The organism is Prevotella jejuni (assembly GCF_900187995.1).
In the GTDB taxonomy this organism is placed as follows: Bacteria; Bacteroidota; Bacteroidia; order Bacteroidales; family Bacteroidaceae; genus Prevotella; species Prevotella jejuni.
On sequence record NZ_FZNZ01000005.1, the window covers coordinates 71,235 to 91,286 of the forward strand.

8 protein-coding genes are annotated in these 20,052 nt (G+C 47.7%); 2 read left to right on the top strand and 6 right to left on the bottom strand.

Annotated elements, in window-relative coordinates; all coding sequences use genetic code 11:
• Window positions 1-510: 510 nt before the first annotated feature.
• The 4 genes from CHB62_RS02710 to CHB62_RS02725 form a co-directional block, all read right to left on the bottom strand.
• Window positions 511-1,713, bottom strand: a complete 1,203-nt coding sequence (locus tag CHB62_RS02710) for an MFS transporter (protein WP_089365607.1) — start codon at window positions 1,711-1,713, stop codon at window positions 511-513.
• Window positions 1,714-1,851: 138 nt separating this feature from the next.
• Window positions 1,852-5,670: a glycoside hydrolase family 2 TIM barrel-domain containing protein gene (locus CHB62_RS02715; RefSeq protein WP_240616286.1), complete on the bottom strand. Its 3,819-nt coding sequence runs from the start codon at window positions 5,668-5,670 to the stop codon at window positions 1,852-1,854.
• Between the two features lie 82 nt (window positions 5,671-5,752).
• Complete coding sequence (locus CHB62_RS02720; protein WP_089365609.1) at window positions 5,753-9,244, bottom strand: glycoside hydrolase family 95 protein; 3,492 nt, start codon at window positions 9,242-9,244, stop codon at window positions 5,753-5,755.
• Between the two features lie 270 nt (window positions 9,245-9,514).
• Entirely contained in the window at window positions 9,515-10,825 is a 1,311-nt protein-coding gene (locus CHB62_RS02725) for a hypothetical protein (RefSeq protein ID WP_089365610.1), read from the bottom strand.
• 2,627 nt (window positions 10,826-13,452) lie between these two features.
• Here CHB62_RS02725 and CHB62_RS02740 point away from each other — a divergent pair.
• Window positions 13,453-14,511 carry a DNA adenine methylase gene (locus CHB62_RS02740; RefSeq protein WP_089365612.1) on the top strand — a complete coding sequence of 353 codons (1,059 nt, stop codon included), beginning with the start codon at window positions 13,453-13,455 and terminating at the stop codon, window positions 14,509-14,511.
• Between the two features lie 8 nt (window positions 14,512-14,519).
• Window positions 14,520-15,605, top strand: coding sequence for a hypothetical protein (locus tag CHB62_RS02745; RefSeq protein ID WP_089365613.1), 1,086 nt, complete (start codon window positions 14,520-14,522; stop codon window positions 15,603-15,605).
• Window positions 15,606-17,471: 1,866 nt separating this feature from the next.
• Here the strand turns inward: CHB62_RS02745 and CHB62_RS02760 are convergent.
• On the bottom strand, window positions 17,472-18,449 hold the full coding sequence (locus CHB62_RS02760; RefSeq protein ID WP_089365614.1) for a F0F1 ATP synthase subunit gamma: 978 nt from the start codon (window positions 18,447-18,449) through the stop codon (window positions 17,472-17,474).
• A 12-nt stretch (window positions 18,450-18,461) separates the two neighbouring features.
• Window positions 18,462-20,045 (bottom strand): F0F1 ATP synthase subunit alpha, encoded by a 1,584-nt coding sequence (gene atpA, locus CHB62_RS02765; RefSeq protein ID WP_009010250.1) that lies wholly within the window; start codon window positions 20,043-20,045, stop codon window positions 18,462-18,464.
• Window positions 20,046-20,052 lie beyond the last annotated feature (7 nt).

Below are 20,052 nucleotides of genomic sequence, written 5' to 3' on the forward strand. Positions count from 1 at the left end.
AAAACCCACCTTTAGCAGTAACGCTCTGTGTTCTCTGTATGCCGGAGGCGTTCTGTGGACTCGAAACAGTGCGCAAAAAAGCTCAGTGAACTCTGTGCGCTCTGTGAGAGATAAAACTCCCCAGCGAGTTTCGCAATTGTTCTTTTTCTCACAGAGTACACAGATGAACAGAACACACAAAGGCCCACAGAGACATTAAGTCAACCGATTTCACAGAGCCTTACAGCCACCTTTAGCAGTAACGCTCTGTGAACTCTGTATGCCGAAGGCGTTCTGTGGGCTCGAAATGTGCGCCAAAAAGCTCCGTGAACTCTGTGCGCTCTGTGAGAGATAAAACTCCCCACTGTGAGAGAAGGAACTCATAACGACCCTTGCAAGCAGGCCAGTAGGGGTAACCTCACATACTACTCCCCTCCCTACGGGGGAGGGGCCGGGGGAGGGGCCAGCTGGTGTAGAGTGTGGGGCCAGCTGTGGTTGTGTGTTGGCCACTATCTTGTGTGAGGCCGCCTCCTACCTCACCTTATACCCTGCAAGCCCATAATAGAGGATAAAGAGGAAGCAGGGGACGCTGACCCAATAGGAGGTTTGATAAGAGAAAGCGTCTTGTACGAGTCCTTGCACCCATGGCATGACGGCACCACCAGCGATGGCCATGGTCAGTAATGACGAACCAGCCTTGGTGAACTTACCAAGGTCGGCCATTGCCAAAGGCCATAGTGCAGGCCACATCAACGAACATCCTAAGGCCATGAGGAAGATGCAACAAACCGAGAAGACGGGGTTGGGGACTACGGCTACGGCTATGCTTCCCACAAGGGCGATGATGGCACAGATGCGCATGGCGGCTGCTTGAGAGAGATAACGTGGTATGAAGATGACTCCACAGACGTAGCCTACGATCATTCCCACGGATGGGATAAAACCATAGTTATCGCCCTCTAAGCCCAAGGACTGTGCATAACCTGTCGCTGTGGCAAGTGATATCGTCTCGACACCCACGTAGAGGAAGAGGGCCAGACAGCCCAAGAGGAGGTGAGGGAACTGAAGGATGCTCGTCTTACCATCAGCGTAAGAGTTAGAGTTGGCCGTTGTGTCGCTCTCGTCCTCGCCTGCTGCCTTCACGTCGGGCAGTGGTGCTAAGAGTGCGATGACGCCTAAGAGGAGGAAGATAGCGATGATGATGGTGAAAGGCATGTACAGATCAGAGAGCTGAGTATCGCCAATTCCCTTTCCAATCACCAAGGTGATGAAGAGAGTCGTCACTGGCCATGCCAACTTGTTACTGATACCCATGCACGAGATACGGCGTGCGGCAGAGTCGAGCGGACCCAAGATAGTCACGTAGGGATTGACCGATGCCTGCAAAACAGCATTGGCTGCGCCACTGACGAAACTGGCGATAAGGAACCACGTCAGCGAGTTCTGCTTCGCAGCAAGGATGAACAAAGCGAAGGCAACAGCAAAGATAGCAAACGAGAGTGCCATCGTACGCTTGTAACCTATCAGTCGGATGCAATGCGTAGCAGGGATGCCAAAGAGCAAGAAGGGGATGAACGTTGCTGCAAGCAACAGACTGGACGCTGCACCAGAGATGTGCATAGCGTTCTTCAAGACTGGCATAAGATAGGAGTTGATGCCTAATGCGAAGCCAATAGAGAAGAAGAAGAGACCAATAATGGCCAATGGAAATAGATAGTTATTCTTTTGTGTCATATTAGATAAACATTAGTTTAGGTGAAATATTGTATTGTGAGCTTGTTTATAGCTTGTTAAATCGAAGGGAGTCGGACGACAGATGGACGCCCGACTCACCTCGAAGAGTGTAGAGGGAGCGGTCTACTGACGTGGAAATCAGTTGGCTATGACCTTCCCACCTTGTATATAAAGCCCCTTGGCAGGTGCTTGTGCGAGTCTACGACCAGCGAGGTCGTAGACTTGCAATGCGTTTGTAGTGTCGATGTTCACGGCAGATATTCCGTTAGCAGGATTATCTACCGTTTCTAAAAAAGGGATGAAACGCACGGTATTAACGTATTGCTTACCCTTCTCGATGGTGTACTTGGATAGAGGACCTGGTCCACAAGAGCCATTACCGAGTCCACGTTGAATGGCATCAAAGTGGGCTACGGTGCGATTCGACGTTGGTAGTTCCCATTCGTGGCGTGATGTGCGCAATTCAGCATCGCTCCAAGGGTTGAGGGAGAAGGCTACGTCGCCTGCAGTCTCAATCTTCATGCCCGTACCATCAGCCTTTGTCAGCGTCAGCCAACGCAGTCCTACGCGGTTGCCATTGCTCTGTGCGTGTGCGAAAGGCTCATACATATCCTTCACGTCAGCCTCGTAGATACCGTAGTCCTCGCCATCGTGGCGGTCGATATAGCTTGCTCGTGGACCACGTGCATAGTAGCGTACGTTCGTCAGGTCGGTTGGTAGGTCGACTGTGAAGCCCAATCGTCTTACGCCATCAGCCTGCGCTTCAAACGTACTGGTGAGGTCGATGGTGCCATTCGCATAGACTGTGTATTGATAAGAAGCCTTACCATACTTGCCATTCTGGTTCACGTTGACCGTAGCCGACTTGCCGTCAGCAGCGAGTTGGAACTTAGCTGTCTGCGCTGTCACGCCATTGTCGGTAGAAGCATCACCGTAAGCCTCCATCGGACCATCGTTCTCAATCCAGCGATAGCGGTCGAATTGCGGTCCATTGTTTGGTAGGAAGACATTATGACCATCATAAGTCCAAAGCGTGATATTGCCCTGTCCGTCGAAAGTAACCTTCTGTTTGTCGTTCATATAGGTATATCCACCGTCATTGTTCTTCGTAGCGTGGAGGACAGCGGCCTTATTGTTATCCACCTTAGCGAGGGTCTCTGTGCGTTGAGCCAACTGCTGTTGATACTCAGCAACAGGATAGTTAGCGTCACACCAGTCGGTAGCCTCCTTCGTATAAAGGCCGATGTTAAGGAAGAGTTCCTTATTCGCATATTTCGAAGGGTTATACTTCAAGTCGACTGTCTGTGTATCGCCAGCAGCGCAGTCCAGGTTCTTGAAGGTGCCTTCCTGTACAGGTTTACCATCAGCAAGGAGCGTCCATTTAAGATAGAACTGGTTGAGGTTGCGGTCAAGATACTTATTCGTCAGTTTGACCTGACGCTTCTCTGTATTCAAGTCGAAGCCCACCCACTGATAAATACGCTTCACCTCGTCGAGCTCAGCACTCCATGCACGATCGGCATTGACCAGTCCGTTGTTAACGAAGTTATACTGGTGAGGACCGGGACAGTCGTATCCCGTGATGTAAGCAGGGAACCCATTCTCAGTCAGCTTATTGTTCTTTATAGCGTCGTAGGAGTAGATGCTCTGGTCAACCCAGTCCCAGATACATCCGCCAACACCCATCTGAGAACCCTCCATAGCCTCCCAATACTCACGAAGATTGCCCACGGCATTACCCATAGCATGGGCATACTCGCACATAAAGTAAGGCTTATTCGTGTTCGGATGGTTCACATCTTCGGTCACAGGACCCGTAGTTCCGCTGCGCCAAGCATCCATTGCAGGGTACATAACAGAGTGGATATCAGTTCCTTCAGCCTTATCTCGCGTTGAACCCTCATAGTGGATATAACGGTTATCGAGCTTACGAACAGCGTTGTAGGCCGCCATGATGTTCAGACCAGAGCCACTCTCGTTGCCAAGACTCCAGAAGACAACACTCGGATGGTTGCGGTCGCGGAGCGTATTACGTACGTTTCTGTCGACGATAGCACCAGTCCAATTAGGGTTGTTGATGATGGTCTTTGGGCCATCCCAGTTCTTATGCAACTCCATGTCAGCCTCATCTACGACGAAGAGACCGTAGTAGTCGAACATAGCCATCATCTTTGATTGACGAGGATAGTGGCTGGTACGAACGGTATTCATGTTAGACTGCTTCATCATCGTTATATCCTTTAACATAAGGTCGGTGGTGATGCTGCGTCCATGCAATGGGTCGGTGTCCTGCGTGTTAGCCCCTTTAAGATAGGTGCGGCGGCCGTTCACCTCAAGATAACCCTTACTGAGATCAATCTTTCTGAAGCCATATTTCGTAGAGAAAGCCTCCTCCTCGTTGCCATCTTGCGACTGACTGAAAGTGAAGGTATAGAGCGTTGGCGTCTCAGCCGACCATAGTTTAAGGCCAGAGAGAGTACCGAAATCGATGGTCTTCGTCATCACGCTATCGCCAGCAGCAAACTGGAAATCAGCCGAAAGGGCCTTTATTTCCTTACCTGTTGGGTCGTAGAGCGTCACAGTAACGGTCTTCTTCGCAGCGAGTTTATCACGATTGCAGACAGTAAGATCTACTGTTGTAGCCGCACTACCCAGCCCAGCAGTTGTCAACCCCGGTGTGACAGTCGACTTAATATAATGGTCGGCAAGATAGGTCTTAGGCGTTGCCACGAGGTAGACATCACGATGAATACCACTCATGTGCCACATGTCCTGTCCTTCAAGATACGACCCGTCGCTCCACCGAATAACCTGTACAGCAACATTGTTCTTGCCCGGATGTACGTATCTCGTTACATCAAACTCACTGACGTTATTAGCTCCTTGGGTGTAGCCCACCTCATGTCCGTTGACATAAACGTATGCTGCCGAGTAGATACCATCAAAGTGTAGGAACACACGCTTGCTCTCCCAGCCTGCAGGTAGGGTGAAGTCACGACGATAAGAACCCACGGAGTTGGTCAAGCCCGGCCTCATACGGATGTGAGGTTGCTTATCAACAAAAGGATAGTCAACGTTGACATACATCGGTTTACCGTATCCGTTCATCTCAAGACAAGATGGGACTGTGATGTCGCTCCACGCTGAACCGTCTGTGTTAACATCATCGCCCCAACACTCGTCCTTGCTTAAGAGCACTGGCTTAGGGCCTTCGCTCCAACGCAGTCGCCACGTTCCATTGAGGCTGAGGTAGCTTGCGCCCGTTGGTTCCAACCACGGTTTGTCATAACGCTGACCGTCGGCCTTCATCGCAGCCGTTGATGGGTAAGGCATGTAAGTAGCGTGTCCCTGCTCCTTGTTGCGCTCATAGACGGTAGCATTCTCCCAGTCGGCTGCCTGCGGAATAACGGCCGGTGCCACCTCTTTGAAGCGTACTGTGACAGCGCTACTCTGGCTTCTTTCCCATACACAGTACAAGACGTCGTATCCTTCTTGCGTCCCTGTTGTCACGTAATAGGTCTGACCATTCCTACCAGAGACGGCACTCAGCTGATAGCCATTGCCTTTCTTCGTGATGTAAATCTGCTGGTTAGGATTCGTAATGGTCTGATCCCACATACAAGTGAAGCCCGAATTCTGTTTAGGATCATTAAGTGCCATGTCAAAGGCCAGCTCGCCCTCGGCATTAACCAACTGATAACAGTCCGGCTTATTAGGCACTTCAACGAGCTTCCACTTCTGTTTGTCATTGCCATCGATATACTTTTGGAACGCAAGTTTCGTAAGACTTTCCCAATAGTACTTGAAGGGTGTGAGCACGTCCTGCGTGTTCTTGCCCACAGAGATGACGTAGGTCTTACCGCCTTGGGGCTTCGCATCCCACGCTTGTGCCCATAGCACGGAGGGTGCTAAGGCCATGAGCGATGCGAGAAGACCCATTTTTCTGATTGTTTTCATATCCATGAAAGATAATAGTTGTTGTTAGATGAACCCACACTCGGGCCTGTGCCGGAGTGTGGGTAGGATATTTTACGTGTGATTAGTTGATTACCTTGGTTGTAGACGTCGTACCGTTACTATACTTCATCTGCTTGATGTAGACTCCATGGGAGGGTGTGCTGTTGGCCTTTGCACCGTTAAGACTGTAATAGCATACGGTGGCGACGGTACCTTCTTGGCTGCCTGTGACAGCGGCAATAGCGTTAGAGGTTGTTGAGACGATGATATACTTGCCTCCAGCAACGGTTGAGAAGCTAATCTCATCATCGCTGATACGCTTCGTCTCCACGCTCTTTCCGTCGGCAGTAGTCACCTTATAGTCCTTTGCAATACCTGTATATTTAACGACGCAAAGGGTTCCTTTGTTTGAGACAACCCTTATCTGCGTTGCTTTCGCATTGTCCCAATCAATGTCAACAGTGAAGTTACCAACCGCCTTAAGGCCCTTCACCGAACCTTTCTGCCAGAAGCTGGTAGGCAAAGCAGGGAGAATAACGAGCTTGTCGTTGTAGCTCTGTAAGAGCATCTCAGCCACACCCGCTGTATAACCAAAGTTACCATCAATCTGATAAGGCGCATGTGCGTCCCAAAGGTTCTCATAGATACCTCCTGCAGCCTCGTTAGTTCCGGTGTCCCAGGTCTGCTGCAAGGCTCGTTTGATGAGGTTATGACAGTGGAGACCCTCGTAGGCACGGGCATTGAGGTTTATCTTATGGCCCAGTGACCAGCCTGTTCCATGACCATCGCCACGGGCTATCAAGGACGTACGAGCGGCCTCGAAGACGCTCTTATCAGCATCTTCACTGATCTGAGAGCAGGGGTAGAGGCCCATTAAATGGGAGATATGACGGTGTGCCTTATACTCGTTAACACCAATCTTACTTGGGTTGTTAAACTGTGAAGAGTATTTCCACTCACGGAGATAAGTCTGTCCATCAGCGGGATTAACCTCTGTATGGCACCCGTCATCGAGCTTCGCAAAGTAAGTAGAGAGCGAGTCGCGGAACGACTTAGACACCACGTTATCACCGAGAACAGCAATGGCTTTGCGCGTGTTGTTGAAGAGGTCCCATACTAACTGTTGACTGTGTGCGGTCGCATTCTCGGTTGGTCCGTGTTCAGGCGACCATTCGTTAGGACATTCGTAAGTACCATCAGCAGCCTTGACAAGTTTCTTAAACCAATAGTCGACAGCCGTCTTCATCGCAGGGAAGGCCTTTGTGCGTAGGAACTCCTCGTCCATTGTGTAGGTGTAGTGCTGCCAGAGGTGCTGACAATACCACGCATTGGCAACGGTATAGGTATTGGCAAAGGTAGTACCCGAGCCATAGATGTTATTCTCCGTTGGTAGTGTCCATCCCGTGTTGACGTGTCCCATGTCCTGTGCGAAGCGACGCCATGTAGGTTTCACACATGCTTCTCGATAGATGTAATCGAGGAATGGGCGATGAAGCTCAGACAGATTGGTAGGCTCAGCAGGCCAGTAATTCATCTGTACGTTGATGTTTGCATGGATATCTGAGTGCCATGCTGGGGTGTTATTGTCATTCCATATACCCTGCAAGTTGGCTGGTAGCGATACACCACGGCTTGAACTGATAAGGAGGTAACGCCCGTAATTGAAGTAGAGCTCCTCTAAGAAGAGGTTGTCATGTTGGTTGTCACGATAGTTGCTGATGAGCTGTGGCGTTGGGATAGTGTTCTTACTATCTGCGAGGGTCAGCTGACAACGATCGAAGAGCGACTTATAGTCGGCTTTATGGGCTGCTAACAAGGCATCGTAACCCTTGCTCTCTGCATTGTTGACGGTCGCTGTGGCACGTCCTGCAAGACGGTCGGCTCCTGACACATACTCGGCTGCGTCGGGGTCGAAATCGGTCAGGCCACGGAGGTAAACAGTCATACTATTAGCGCCACTGACCTCTATCAAGCCCTTTGCATTCTTAGTGACACTACCGCCATCGGTGATGATGCGCGCAGCACAATAGTAGCTCTCTGGGGTTGTCGCACCCTTGTCATTCTGGCGCGCCACCTTTCCCTCGAAGGTTATTGTGGCTTGATTGTTATTATCAACGGTATAGTTAACGTTCTTGCCGTTCTGATTCTTCAGTGTGAGGGTGGTATTGATTCTACCCTTCTCTGAGGCTGTGTAGCGGATTACTAAGCAACTATCGGGATTGGTAGCAAAGTAGGTTCGATCGTAGGCTACGCCCTCCATCGTGTAACGCACACCTGCTACGGCATCGTTGATATCAAGGTAACGCACGTAGTCGGTCACCTTCGTCAATTCACGACTGCGTATATATAGGTTGCCAAAGTTAAGGTAATAACCGTAGGCTGCCGTACTTGTCAGTCCTCCGAGCTTTCCACTCCATAGCGTTTTATCGTTGAATTGTACGTCGTCTATGGCTACATCGCCCATTAATGTGGCTCCGAACTGTCCGTTACCAATAGGAAGACAAGAGGTCATCCAGTTGGTTGCGGGCTTTGTGTACCATAGTGTGTATTTGTTGGCGGGGTTGAAGGTAGTAATACCTGACACAGGTACCATCTCATCAGAGGGTACGAAGCGCACCACATTACCGCCATCGCCTAAGTCCCAGAAGCTGATGTACTTACCATCGCCTGCTCCTTGGAACATATTAAAGAAGTTGCGTCCACTGGTAGACTTACCTATCTCGAAGCCGCCCAGCGTGTTCTTCGACTCTACCATCGTAAAGAGTGTGTCTTTAACGGTGCGGCTCTTGGTTGCATTCACGTATGAATCGCTGACGTAGAGTATCTTTCCACTCTTGCTGACAAAGCTGTACTTACCATCTTTCTCGGCCACTCTCCACAGCATATCATCGGGGTTACCGTTATGCAACGACGCTGTCTGGCAGGTAGCCTTCTCTCCCTTAGCACTCAGAAGCCAGTTGCCTGTCTGGAACTGAATGTAGTAATAAACGGGGTTTGCCGCTGTTGAGAGTACAGGCATCGTATAAGGGAACACCATCTCGTCCTTACCTACAAACGACAAGAGGTTGTTGACATCGCCTATGGTCCATAGTCCTAACTCCTGACCGACCCTTATCTCGGCCACTTGGTTCATGGCGTTGCTGCCTGTGGAGTCTGGCGCAAGCTCTAACGCACCCTCCCCATAACTGCTGTTCGTGCTCTGAAAGATGTGGAATGATTGGATATCTGTAGCCTTCGTAGCTGCCTTGAAGCGCGAACTACTTGGATCTGTGCCATTGACATAGAGCGTGCGACCGCTCTTACTAACCAACTGGTACTTCTTATTACGGCTAAAACCCTCTGCCTCAACAACCTTCCATAACTGGCGGTCGGCGCCCATGACCTGTGGAACAGCCGTGCGACAACCTTGCTTATCGCCCTTCTCTTCCAACACGTTATTAGACCGAAGATACTTAACATAGTACCAATGCTCATTGCCTACGGTACTAACACGAGGGTAGCCTTGTGCCATCACTTGTCCTACACCGACTGTAGTCAAGAGGAAAAGAGCACAAATACGCTTACAGATATTCATAGATATATAATAATGAGATATATTGTTATAATTATTTACGTTTGAACGATAAGACGAAAAAGGGGGTTGTATCAAAATCGTGTCAGTGGTCAACAACAGGACTGCACACTACGTGCTCCTATGCTTTACCTGCTGACAGGGCACACACGCTGGTACACCCCTTGCTTTTGATACAGCCCCTTAACCCTATCAGTCGGTCGACAATGCGGTAATCACTCTTATTCTTTGCACTGCTTCCCGACCGATGAGAGTTAGTTTATTCATTGTGAATTACTTCACAACAACCTTCTTGCCATTTACAATGTACAAGCCCTTTGCAAGACCATTAAGGCTCTTTGATACCAAACGACCATCGAGGGTGTAGACATAACCATTTGCCTGCTTGTCCTGTACCTTAACGTTTGAAATGCCAGCAGCTACTGTTGCTGCGTCTGAAGCCTGTATCTGTTCCGCGCTCAATATATCAGTGATTGGGACGAACTTGAGGGCGTTGTTAGAGTCATTTACCTTCCACTTACCCATGAGATGGTGCCATGCTATGTTACCCCAAGCGTTGAGGAAGTTGGTAGAATTCCTATCCTCGCTATCACCAATAGAGTAACATTCACTGCCCTGGTTGCTATCGAAGATATGAAGAGTCTGTGGTTCGGTAGTTGCCATGAAAGCTCCTGTCATCTTACCGCCTCCACTCTTGCCGTTACGAACCCATTCACCAGCCTCGTTCTTCTTATACATATCGTTACCACCAGGCATCTCTGTTGCCAATTCAGCGTACTTAATATACTGACCAGCCTCGTTTACGAGAACTATCTCCTTTGTTGATGCATCGAATGAGGTTACATGCCATACCTTAAATCTAAAGTCTGGGTCGTTTTCTATCAGTTGATCAGCAATCAAAGTATCCTTGTCTACAGAGAGGATCAGCTTATCACCTGTGAGGCCCTCCAAGTTTGTTGGGCCATTCTCAGGCTTGTTTGCTGCAGCTCTGTTGAACTGAATGAAGTAACGAGTACTGTTGTCACCCTGCTGGAAAATATTAAAATTGAAATTCCAAGTAGGAATCTCTACCTCAGAAGCCTTGACAAAGTAAACCTTAGAACCGTTGTCACCATCAGCCCAAGGACCAAACTCACTGCCTAAGCTCTGTCCTCCGAAGATGTTAACGTATAAGTTTCCACTTTCGCCCGCCTTCATCTTGATAGCACTGTATGCATTTGAAGGATCGTCATCATGAGCTGTAATAGTGAAATCCTTGAAGTTTGAGCCTGGATCAGTACCTGCTGCAAGACGTTCACCTTCGTTTGTGTACATCGTCCACTCCTGCCCGTCAACAGTAACAGTGAATTTCCAAACATCATTCTCGCCCTTTGTACAAGTCCAAGTCTGCTTTTCCTTGTCACCTTCTGTAGCTGCCTTAGCTGTCAGCTTACCGCCGTCTTCATTCGCAGTGATGTAACCCACCTTGTTGTTACCTACTGCAATGTAATACTGTTGACCACTCTCAGGAGTAGCAACCCAGTCCTGTGCGAATGTTGACAACGCAACAAAGCACAAAGAAAGTAGTGTAAAGATTTTCTTCATAATTGTAATAAATAATTGGTTTTTGTATATTTTTAATTACTTTTAATGCCAACTTTTAGGCGTTCTAACCGTTTACTTTTTAGGTTTATGATTTGTTCTGTTATTAGGTTTTATGCTTTAGGCTTCATTAAAGGAGTCGTTTTCCTCTTAAAGTCGGTCACAAATATAAACATATTCTTTTGAATATTCATTGTTGACTATACAATATTTAATATATTTAACACTTTCCTCTCCACCACTGATGGGTGTTGGGTGAATCAGTGGAAAATCCGGCCTCACCCCAACAACAGCTGGCCCCTCCCCCAACCCCTCCCCCGTAGGGAGGGGAGTGAAATGTGAGGTTACCCCTACAAGACTGCCATTAAAGGACGTAACGAAGCCTACATCCTTTTTATAGAGGTATCTCGGTGATCACTCCCCTTCCCTTCGGGGGAGGGGAAGGGGGAGGGGCCAACTGGTAGTTAGTATGTGAGGTTACCCCTATTAGTCTGGTATTAGGAGGAGAAGGGCTGCTGAACATACGGAGGACATGTAGGGGTATCTCGGTGATCACTCCCCTCTCCATTCGGAGAGGGGCTGGGGGTGAGGCTTCTGTTGGCTGTGTGTTCTGTTCTTCTGTGTAAATCTGTGAGAAAAAAACGCTTGAGACTCGCAGTGGGGAGTTTTATCTCTCACAGAGCGCACAGAGTTCACGGAGGTTTTTGGCGCACATTTCGAGCCCACAGAAGACCTTCGGCATACAGAGAACACAGAGCGTTTTAGCAAAAATTGGCTGTAAGGCTCTGTGATATCAGTTGACTTAATGTCTCTGTGAAACCCTGTGTGTTCTGTTCTTCTGTGAGTTTCTGTGAGAGAAAGATTGTTGGATACTCGCAGTGGGAAGTTTTATCTCTCACAGAGCGCACAGAGTTCACGGAGGTTTTTGGCGCACATTTCGAGCTCACAGAAGGCCTTCGGCATACAGAGGTCACAGAGGCCTTTCAACTAAGATTGGCTGTAACGTTCTGTGTTATCGGTTGACTTAATGTCTCTGTGAGATGCTGTGTGTTCTGTTCATCTGTGTTCTTCTGTGAGAAATAGAACGCACCCACTCTATGAGATGAGACGCATGTAACTTGCTGGGGAGTTTTTTCTCTCACAGAACTCACAGATTTAACAGAACATTTCAACCAACGTTTCGAGCCCACAGAACGCCTTCGGCATACAGAGGCCACAGAGGCCTTTCAACTAAGATTGGCTGTAACGTTCTGTGAAATCGGTTGACTTAATGTCTCTGTGAAACCCTGTGTGTTCTGTTCTTCTGTGTTATCTGTGAGAAATAGAACACCCCAACTCTATGAGATGGCACACAAACAACTCGCTGGGGAGTTTTATCTCTCACAGAGCGCACAGAGTTCACTGAGCCTTTTGGCGCACATTTCGAGCTCACAGAACGCCTTCGGCATACAGAGAACACAGAGCGATTCTGCTGAAGATTGGGTGAAAATTAGGAAAGAGGAGAATTTATAGAGTAATAAAAAATCATTACATTGTAGTGAAAGAAAAATCCTCTAAATAAGAATATAACGTACCTTGCGATTACTTTTATAACCTTCACAAAATCAGAACGTTACGAATAGTGTTTGAGAACATGCCCCTCTTGCTCGTAGAAGACGCCCTTCTTGTGGCAAGAAAGGTATGTTCTCGAACGCAGAAGGGCCTCTTCATGCTTCAAGCTCAGCCCGTTCTCGATTGTAGAAGGGAGTGATTAGCAAAAAATCCTTACATTTCCTGCTCGCATAATTAGCGTTTCTGCTGACATTACCCCCTACTCCACCCCCCCCAGCTGTACCCACCCGTGTCCCCTGCTGTTCAGGCCTACGAGGCACTGCCTCGTAGCTCCCCGCCTCAGTTGGGGACGGGGAAGCACCACCATTGTTAGGTGATAGATGATGGATGTTAGGTGTTGATGAATAGCTAAGAAAGTGTCGGGGTGGGTCCACATCTCCATCAAGACATAAGCAGCCCAATAGGGGTAGCCTCGGTGATCACTCCACTCTCCATTCGGAGAGGGGCAGGGGGTGAGGCTAAAGATGGGTGTTGCGTGATGGCTGTTAGGTGCTGATGATTAGCTAACGTTGGCTGTAAGGTTCTGTGAAATCGGTTGACTTAATGTCTCTGTGGAATGCTGTGTGTTCTGTTCTTCTGTGTTATCTGTGAGAAAAAGAATATTGGAAACGTGTGTGGGGAGGTTTTTCTCTCACAGAACTCACAGATCTAACAGAACCTTTTGGCGCACTTTTCGAGCCTATGAGGGGGAGGGGCCAACTGGGGAAGGGCGTGGCCCAGCTGCTATTAGTATGTGAAGTTACCCCAACAAAACGGCTAATAAAAGGAGAGAAAACTTTGTTTATTGTTTGTAAGTATTATCAAAAAATAATAACTTTGCATCAAACAATAATATTCTCACGTAAGACGAAGCTATCAAAAGGATTAAAGATTGCCCGCTGATGACTTACACTTTTAAGCCTACACCAGACAGTGTTAGGTAAAGTCATGTGTTTTGTTCACGATAGCTAACAAGCAAAGCTATTCGAGATGGGCTGAGACTATCATTTAATCTTACCAATAGTAGATACATTAGTATAATGGAGTGTTCCTTATTCAAGAATGATTATCTGAATTATAAGTTCCCAGAACCACAGTACTTGGGCGCAAAATACATTCATAGGGCATGGATTGCACAATTCATCCCGACCGACTCATGCGTTGCTCTTGACGCTTTTGGAGGCTCACAATCCATTGCTTATCTGCTAAAGCAAATGGGGAAGACTACCTATACTAACGATTTCTTGAATTTTAACTATCAAATTGGTAAGGCACTGATAGAGAACTCTGGGAACGTACTTAACCAAGAAGACCTTGACATCCTATTCTCTCCTAATCAGAACCCGACGGAATATAACCTGATAGAAAAGCTATACGCAAACCTCTTCTTCTACCCAGAAGAGGCGGCTTGGCTCGATAGCTTTAGAAGTAATGTGCCTCGTCTGCAAAACACATTCAAGCAGTCACTGGCCCTGTCGGTCATGTGTAGGAGTATGACAAGGAAGGTTACGATGGGCCACTTTGCCCATACTCAAGCATTAACCTACGCTGAAGACCCTGCAAGAGTGAAGAGAAACCGCAGCTTAATACGCCCTTTAAGGGACATCTTCCTTGATATTCTGCCACACTACAATGCTGCTGTTTTTGATAACCAAAAGGCCAACAAAAGCTTTCAAGAGAATATACTGGACCTCCTGCCGACATTGTCTGATGTCGACTTAGTCTACTTTGACCCACCTTACTGCAATAGTCATGCGGATTACCAGTCCTTTTATCACCTCCTTGAGACCTTCGTCGAGTATTGGAAAGACAAACAATTCGTCAATGGCATCAAGCGTTATGAACCCAAGAGATATAGTGGCTTCGATAAAAACAGTGAGGCTATTAACAGCTTAAAACTGTTGTTTGAAAGGGCACAACATATCCCTACTTGGCTTGTTAGCTATAATGACCGAAGCTACCCAGACATAAATACGATGGTGAACATGATTGAACCGTATAGAAAAGTTAAGGTAGAACATAAGAGATATACCAATGGTAGAGGTGGGAAAGGTAGCGTTGCGGGGAGTAACGAGATTTTATTAATATGTAAAACATAATAAATAACATGACAAACTATGAGAAATGGGACCACGAGTTCCGCACAAACAACCTGTTCGCCTTTAACAATAACGATAAAGCCTTGCTCTATCTCAAAGTGAGGGCGATATGCCGTAAAACACTGATAACGCAATTTCTTAAGGAAAACAACCTCACGCTCAAATCGAAGAAAGTGAAGGAACAGTTCCCCGAACTATATGCCTTGTTAGAAAACAAGCCTAAGCTGATAAAACAACTTGACTGTTTTTTGCGAGACAGGAATAATGAATGGTATAAAGAAATGGGCGTCGACGAGGATAAAGTGAGGACTGCTCTGCGCAAGATAAACGCTTATGAATGGGGTGGCGACCATAATAACTCGCTCGACCAATACCTTGTTAGGAGATATGTCAAGGTTATCAGTGACTATGACACCCTTCAAAAGAAAGCGAAAGAGATACAGGCAAACGCATGGAACTTCGTTCAGACAAGTTGGTATAACAACTGGACATCCTACCTCATTGAGTCTATCTTTAAGAAACACAAGCGTGTCCTCTCGGCTATTGGGGAGATAAAAAGCGTGGACTTCTTTATCGATAACTATCCAATAGACCTAAAAGTGACTTATTTCCCGAATGAGTTTATGGAGAAGAAACTCAAAGAGAAGATAGGAAATAAGGAGCTTGCTTGGCTTAAAAAAGAAGCGAGAAAAGTCAAAATAAGTCCCGACAAGAACCTATCTGACGCTGAACAGCTCACATTCCTTAAAGAAGAACTTGAAAACCACGGCCATTCAAACATCATTGAGGTGCTTACGAAATATAAACAAGAGATTATTGACGAGGCATGCAAACACCCAGAAGAACTGATGAAATGGCTCTACAAAAACCAAAGTGCTCGTTTGTTTGGTGCAGAGAACCGTCTGTTCCTTGTTCTTGTTGACACCAAGGACATGAAACAATCATGGAAGATGAAACGAGCCTTCACACTCATTGAACCAACTGTGAACAACTATCTCAAATCTTTCAATGCTCACTCTTTGAAAGAAATCAAATATACCTTTAATCAAAAGAACTATACAAGTCTATCGGATATCATCTTTATTATAAAATAGGTAACTGCTTTCTTATCCTCCGTGCAAGGACCAAGGCTTCTGTAGAAGCACTCCTTCTTCCTCCAAAACCTTTATCTATGACAAATGAGTTGGAGGTGGATTGCAAGTGATGCCTTTCCTCTCATCGCCTCTCTCCAAGCACGAGGAAGAAGCCCTCCCATCCTCTCCACATCAAGACAACAGGCCGAATATGTAAACTATTTTCGTCCCTCTCTCACCCTGTCCATGCCCTTCAACGCTCAAGAGAACGCCCTTCAACGTTCGAGAACATGCCTTTCTTGGTGCAAGAACATGCCCTTCTTGATACAAGAAAGGCCTCTCCTCGTTTCGTATTCGTAACTATCTGAAATCATGTACGTTATAGTCTCCCATCTTGCTAATATTTCTATCGAAAATAAAAGTCTATCTCATCACTCTTTGTAAATGTTTTACATGCGCATTGAGAATAACACATATCACCCCACGAAAGGCTCGCTCGCTGATTCTTGGCTTAGCTTCCTCACACGTTGGGGAGTTTTATCTCTCACAGAGCGCACGTATGCTGAACTCGTGGGGTATATTTTTCTCTCACAGAACTAACAGAGCTAACAGAACCTTCTGGCGCACGTTTCGAACCCATAAGATAGTGGCCCCTCCCCCAACCCCTCCCCCGCAGGGAGGAGCGTGATATGTGAGGTTACCCCTATTGGGCTGCTAACACAGTTCTTGGGTATTTCTTTCTCTCACAGAACACACAGATTTAACAGAACTTTTCAACCAACGTTTCGAGCCCACAGAACGCCTACGGCATACAGATATCACAGAGCGTTACTGCTAAAGCTGGGTGTTGGGTGATGAGTGTTAGGTGCTGATGATTAGCTAACGTTGGCTGTAAGGTTCTGTGAAATCGGTTGACTTAATGTCTCTGTGAAACCCTGTGTGTTCTGTTCTTCTGTGTTATCTGTGAGAAATAGAACGCACCCTCGCTATGAGATTAGGCCTATGAGACTCGCCGGGGAGGTTTTTCTCTCACAGAACTCACAGATTTAACAGAACATTTTTGCGCACTGTTTCGATCCCACAGAACGCCTCCGGCATACAGAATTAACAGAACGTTACTGCTAAAGAAGGGTGTTGGATGATGGGTGTTAGGTGCTGATGATTAGCTAACGTTGGCTGTAAGGTTCTGTGAAATCGGTTGACTTAATGTCTCTGTGGAACGCTGTGTGTTCTGTTCTTCTGTGTTATCTGTGAGAAAAAAACGTTTGAGACTCGCAGTGGGGAGTTTTATCTCTCACAGAGCGCACAGAGTTCACGGAGGTTTTTAGCGCACATTTCGAACCCACAAAAGGCCTTCGGCATACAGAGGTCACAGAGGCCTTTCAACTAACATTAGCTGTAACGCTCTGTGATATCGGTTGACTTAATGTCTCTGTGAGATGCTGTGTGCTCTGTTCTTCTGTGTAAATCTGTGAGAAATAGAACGCACCCTCCATGAGGAAAAGAACGTTTGAAAGTTATAGAGTATGTCTTTCTTTCATGCTGGGGAGGTTTTTCTCTCACAGAGCGCACAGATTTAACAGAACTTTTCAACCAACGTTTCGAGCCCACAGAAGGCCTCCGGCATACAGATATCACAGAGCGTTACTGCTAATGAAGATACCAATAAGAAGGTAAAAAGCAGCCTACATCCAGCCTATAGGGGTATCTCGGTGATCACTCCCCTTCCCTTCGGGGGAGGGGTCGGGGGAGGGGCCGCTATCTTTCTGACCCTGCTCCCTTCCCCAGCCTGCCCCTTTTCCCCCACAAAAAAAGGGGACAAGCATTATTGCTTATCCCCTTTTGTGGTTAGACTCAGTCCGTGCACGGTGTGCGACGACCGAGTGATTAGTTGTTTACCGAACCTCCCATGATATCGAGCAACTCAGACGTGATGGCTGCTTGACGCGACTTGTTATACTGCAAGTTGAGTGAGCGAAGCAGGTCGTCGGCGTTATCCGTGGCGGTCTGCATGGCAACCATTCGTGCTGCATGCTCTGAGGCATTACTGTCTAAGAGGGCAGTGTAGACCATGAGATGTAGTAGTTTCGGTACGAGTGATGTCAAGACAGTATGCAAGTCGGGCTCAATGATGAAGTCATCATTCAGAGGAGTGACAGTCTCACTATTAGACTTCTGTGTTTCAGTCTGTCCCTTCTTCTTAAGATAGTCCTGCGCTGCTTTCGTCGAGATGTTCGAAGAGAGGTCGCGCACAGTATCCTCATTAAGTTCCTCTTCAAGGTCGATAGGTAGGAAATTCTTACGTTGTAAGACCTGGCTACCAGCACTTTTGAAGTGATGGTAGATGATTTCCACCTTATCGAACTCACCTTTAAGCCATTTCTGTCCTAACTCTTTAGCGATATTACGGCACTCCTCAGAGTTAGGTTTATCAGCGAGTTGCGGATAGGGATAGACACATTCATATCCACGCTTCTTCGCTGCCTCGAACACTTTTCGGCCTACGGGGTAGATGACAATATCCTTGTCTGTCAGCCCTTTAGCATGATACTCGTCGATAGTCTGCTGCAGGAGCTTGATGACATAGGCATTGAATCCCCCACAGAGCGAGCTGTTAGAGGAGAAAACGAGCAAGGCAACACGCTTGACAGGTCGCTCTTCATCGAACGGAGTGTCCGTATCGGGTGTAGAGACAAGGAACGTCTTTAGAATGTGTTCGAGCATCGCCTCGTAGGGAAGCATACTCTCGATAGCATTCTGTGCATGGTGCAGCTTACTCGAGGCCACCATCTTCATGGCACTTGTAATCTTACGCGTGCTCTGAACACTGGCTATACGAGTCTTGATTTCCTTTAAGGATGCCATTCTTTATAGTCTTTATTTGAATTGTCCGGCAATATTGCCCATGACCTCTTCGATTACCTTGATAGATGTATCTTCGAGCTTACCAGCAGCCAAGTCGTTGATGACGTCGGCATGAGTGGTGCGCATGGTGTCGAGGAACTGGTCCTGACAAAGGCGAACCTGGTCGACTGGTACGTCACGCATCAAGCCATGTACACCGCAGTAGAGGATAGCAATCTGCTCTCCTACAGGCATTGGGCTATACTGTGGTTGGATAAGAAGCTGGTTGTTCTTACGTCCACGGTCGAGGGTCATAGCGGTGACCTTGTCCATATCAGAAGAGAACTTAGAGAACGCTTCCAACTCACGATATTGGGCCATATCAATCTTCAACGTACCTGCAACCTTCTTCATACTCTTTATCTGTGCGGAGCCACCTACACGCGAAACGGAGATACCCACGTTGATAGCAGGGCGGAAGCCTTGGTTGAAGAGGTCGGTTTCAAGATAGATCTGACCGTCGGTAATAGAGATTACATTGGTAGGGATGTAGGCTGACACGTCGCCTGCTTGGGTCTCGATGATAGGCAGTGCGGTGAGCGATCCACCTCCCTTTACATGTCCCTTCATACACTCTGGCAGGTCGTTCATCTTCTCTGCTATCTCCTGCTGGTTGTTGATGCGCGCTGCACGCTCAAGTAGTCGAGAGTGGAGATAGAACACATCACCAGGGTAGGCCTCACGTCCTGACGGACGACGAAGTATCAGTGATACCTCACGATAAGCCACCGCCTGCTTTGACAAGTCGTCGTAGATGACGAGAGCAGAGTAGCCTCGGTCGCGGAAGTATTCGCCGATAGCCGCACCCGCAAACGGTGCATAGTACTGCATAGCAGCTGGGTCGGCAGCCGTTGCGCTCACGATGATAGTATAAGGTAAGGCTCCACGCTCTTTGAGGTTCTGCACCAGTGTAGCCACGGTAGAGGCCTTCTGTCCGATAGCAACATAGATACAATAGACAGGATTGCCCTGTTCATAGAAGCTCTTCTGGTTGAGGATGGTGTCAACGGCAATGGCTGTCTTACCCGTCTGACGGTCGCCAATGATAAGCTCACGCTGTCCACGACCGATAGGTATCATGGAGTCGACGGCTTTCAGACCCGTCTGAAGTGGTTCCTTAACGGGTTGACGATAGATAACACCCGGTGCCTTACGGTCGAGTGGCATCTCGAAAGCACCGGTGAGGTCTATTTCCCCCTTGCCATCGATAGCCTCTCCAAGCGGATTGACGACACGTCCCAAGAAGTTATCATTAACTCGGATAGAGGCAATGCGGTGGGTTCGCTTCACGCTCTGACCCTCTTTGATGCCCTCAGAAGGACCAAGAAGGACACAACCAACATTGTCTTCTTCCAAGTTCATGACGATAGCCATGGTGCCATTCTCAAATTCAAGCAACTCGTTGGCTTCAGCGTTTCGAAGGCCATAGACACGTGCCACGCCGTCACCGACGGTCAGTACGTTGCCGACCTCATCAAACTTTTCCTCGGAGTTGATGCCTTGCAGTTCCTTAATAAGGATTTCAGACACCTCACTTGGTTTAATTTTATCTGACATGTTTATT

Bases quoted from the DNA above. Each gene is read 5' to 3' on its own strand.
- CHB62_RS02710 (WP_089365607.1), bottom strand. From the start codon at position 1,713: ATGACACAAAAGAATAACTATCTATTTCCATTGGCCATTATTGGTCTC.
- CHB62_RS02715 (WP_240616286.1), bottom strand. From the start codon at position 5,670: ATGAAAACAATCAGAAAAATGGGTCTTCTCGCATCGCTCATGGCCTTA.
- CHB62_RS02720 (WP_089365609.1), bottom strand. From the start codon at position 9,244: ATGAATATCTGTAAGCGTATTTGTGCTCTTTTCCTCTTGACTACAGTC.
- CHB62_RS02725 (WP_089365610.1), bottom strand. From the start codon at position 10,825: ATGAAGAAAATCTTTACACTACTTTCTTTGTGCTTTGTTGCGTTGTCA.
- CHB62_RS02740 (WP_089365612.1), top strand. From the start codon at position 13,453: ATGGAGTGTTCCTTATTCAAGAATGATTATCTGAATTATAAGTTCCCA.
- CHB62_RS02745 (WP_089365613.1), top strand. From the start codon at position 14,520: ATGACAAACTATGAGAAATGGGACCACGAGTTCCGCACAAACAACCTG.
- CHB62_RS02760 (WP_089365614.1), bottom strand. From the start codon at position 18,449: ATGGCATCCTTAAAGGAAATCAAGACTCGTATAGCCAGTGTTCAGAGC.
- atpA (WP_009010250.1), bottom strand. From the start codon at position 20,045: ATGTCAGATAAAATTAAACCAAGTGAGGTGTCTGAAATCCTTATTAAG.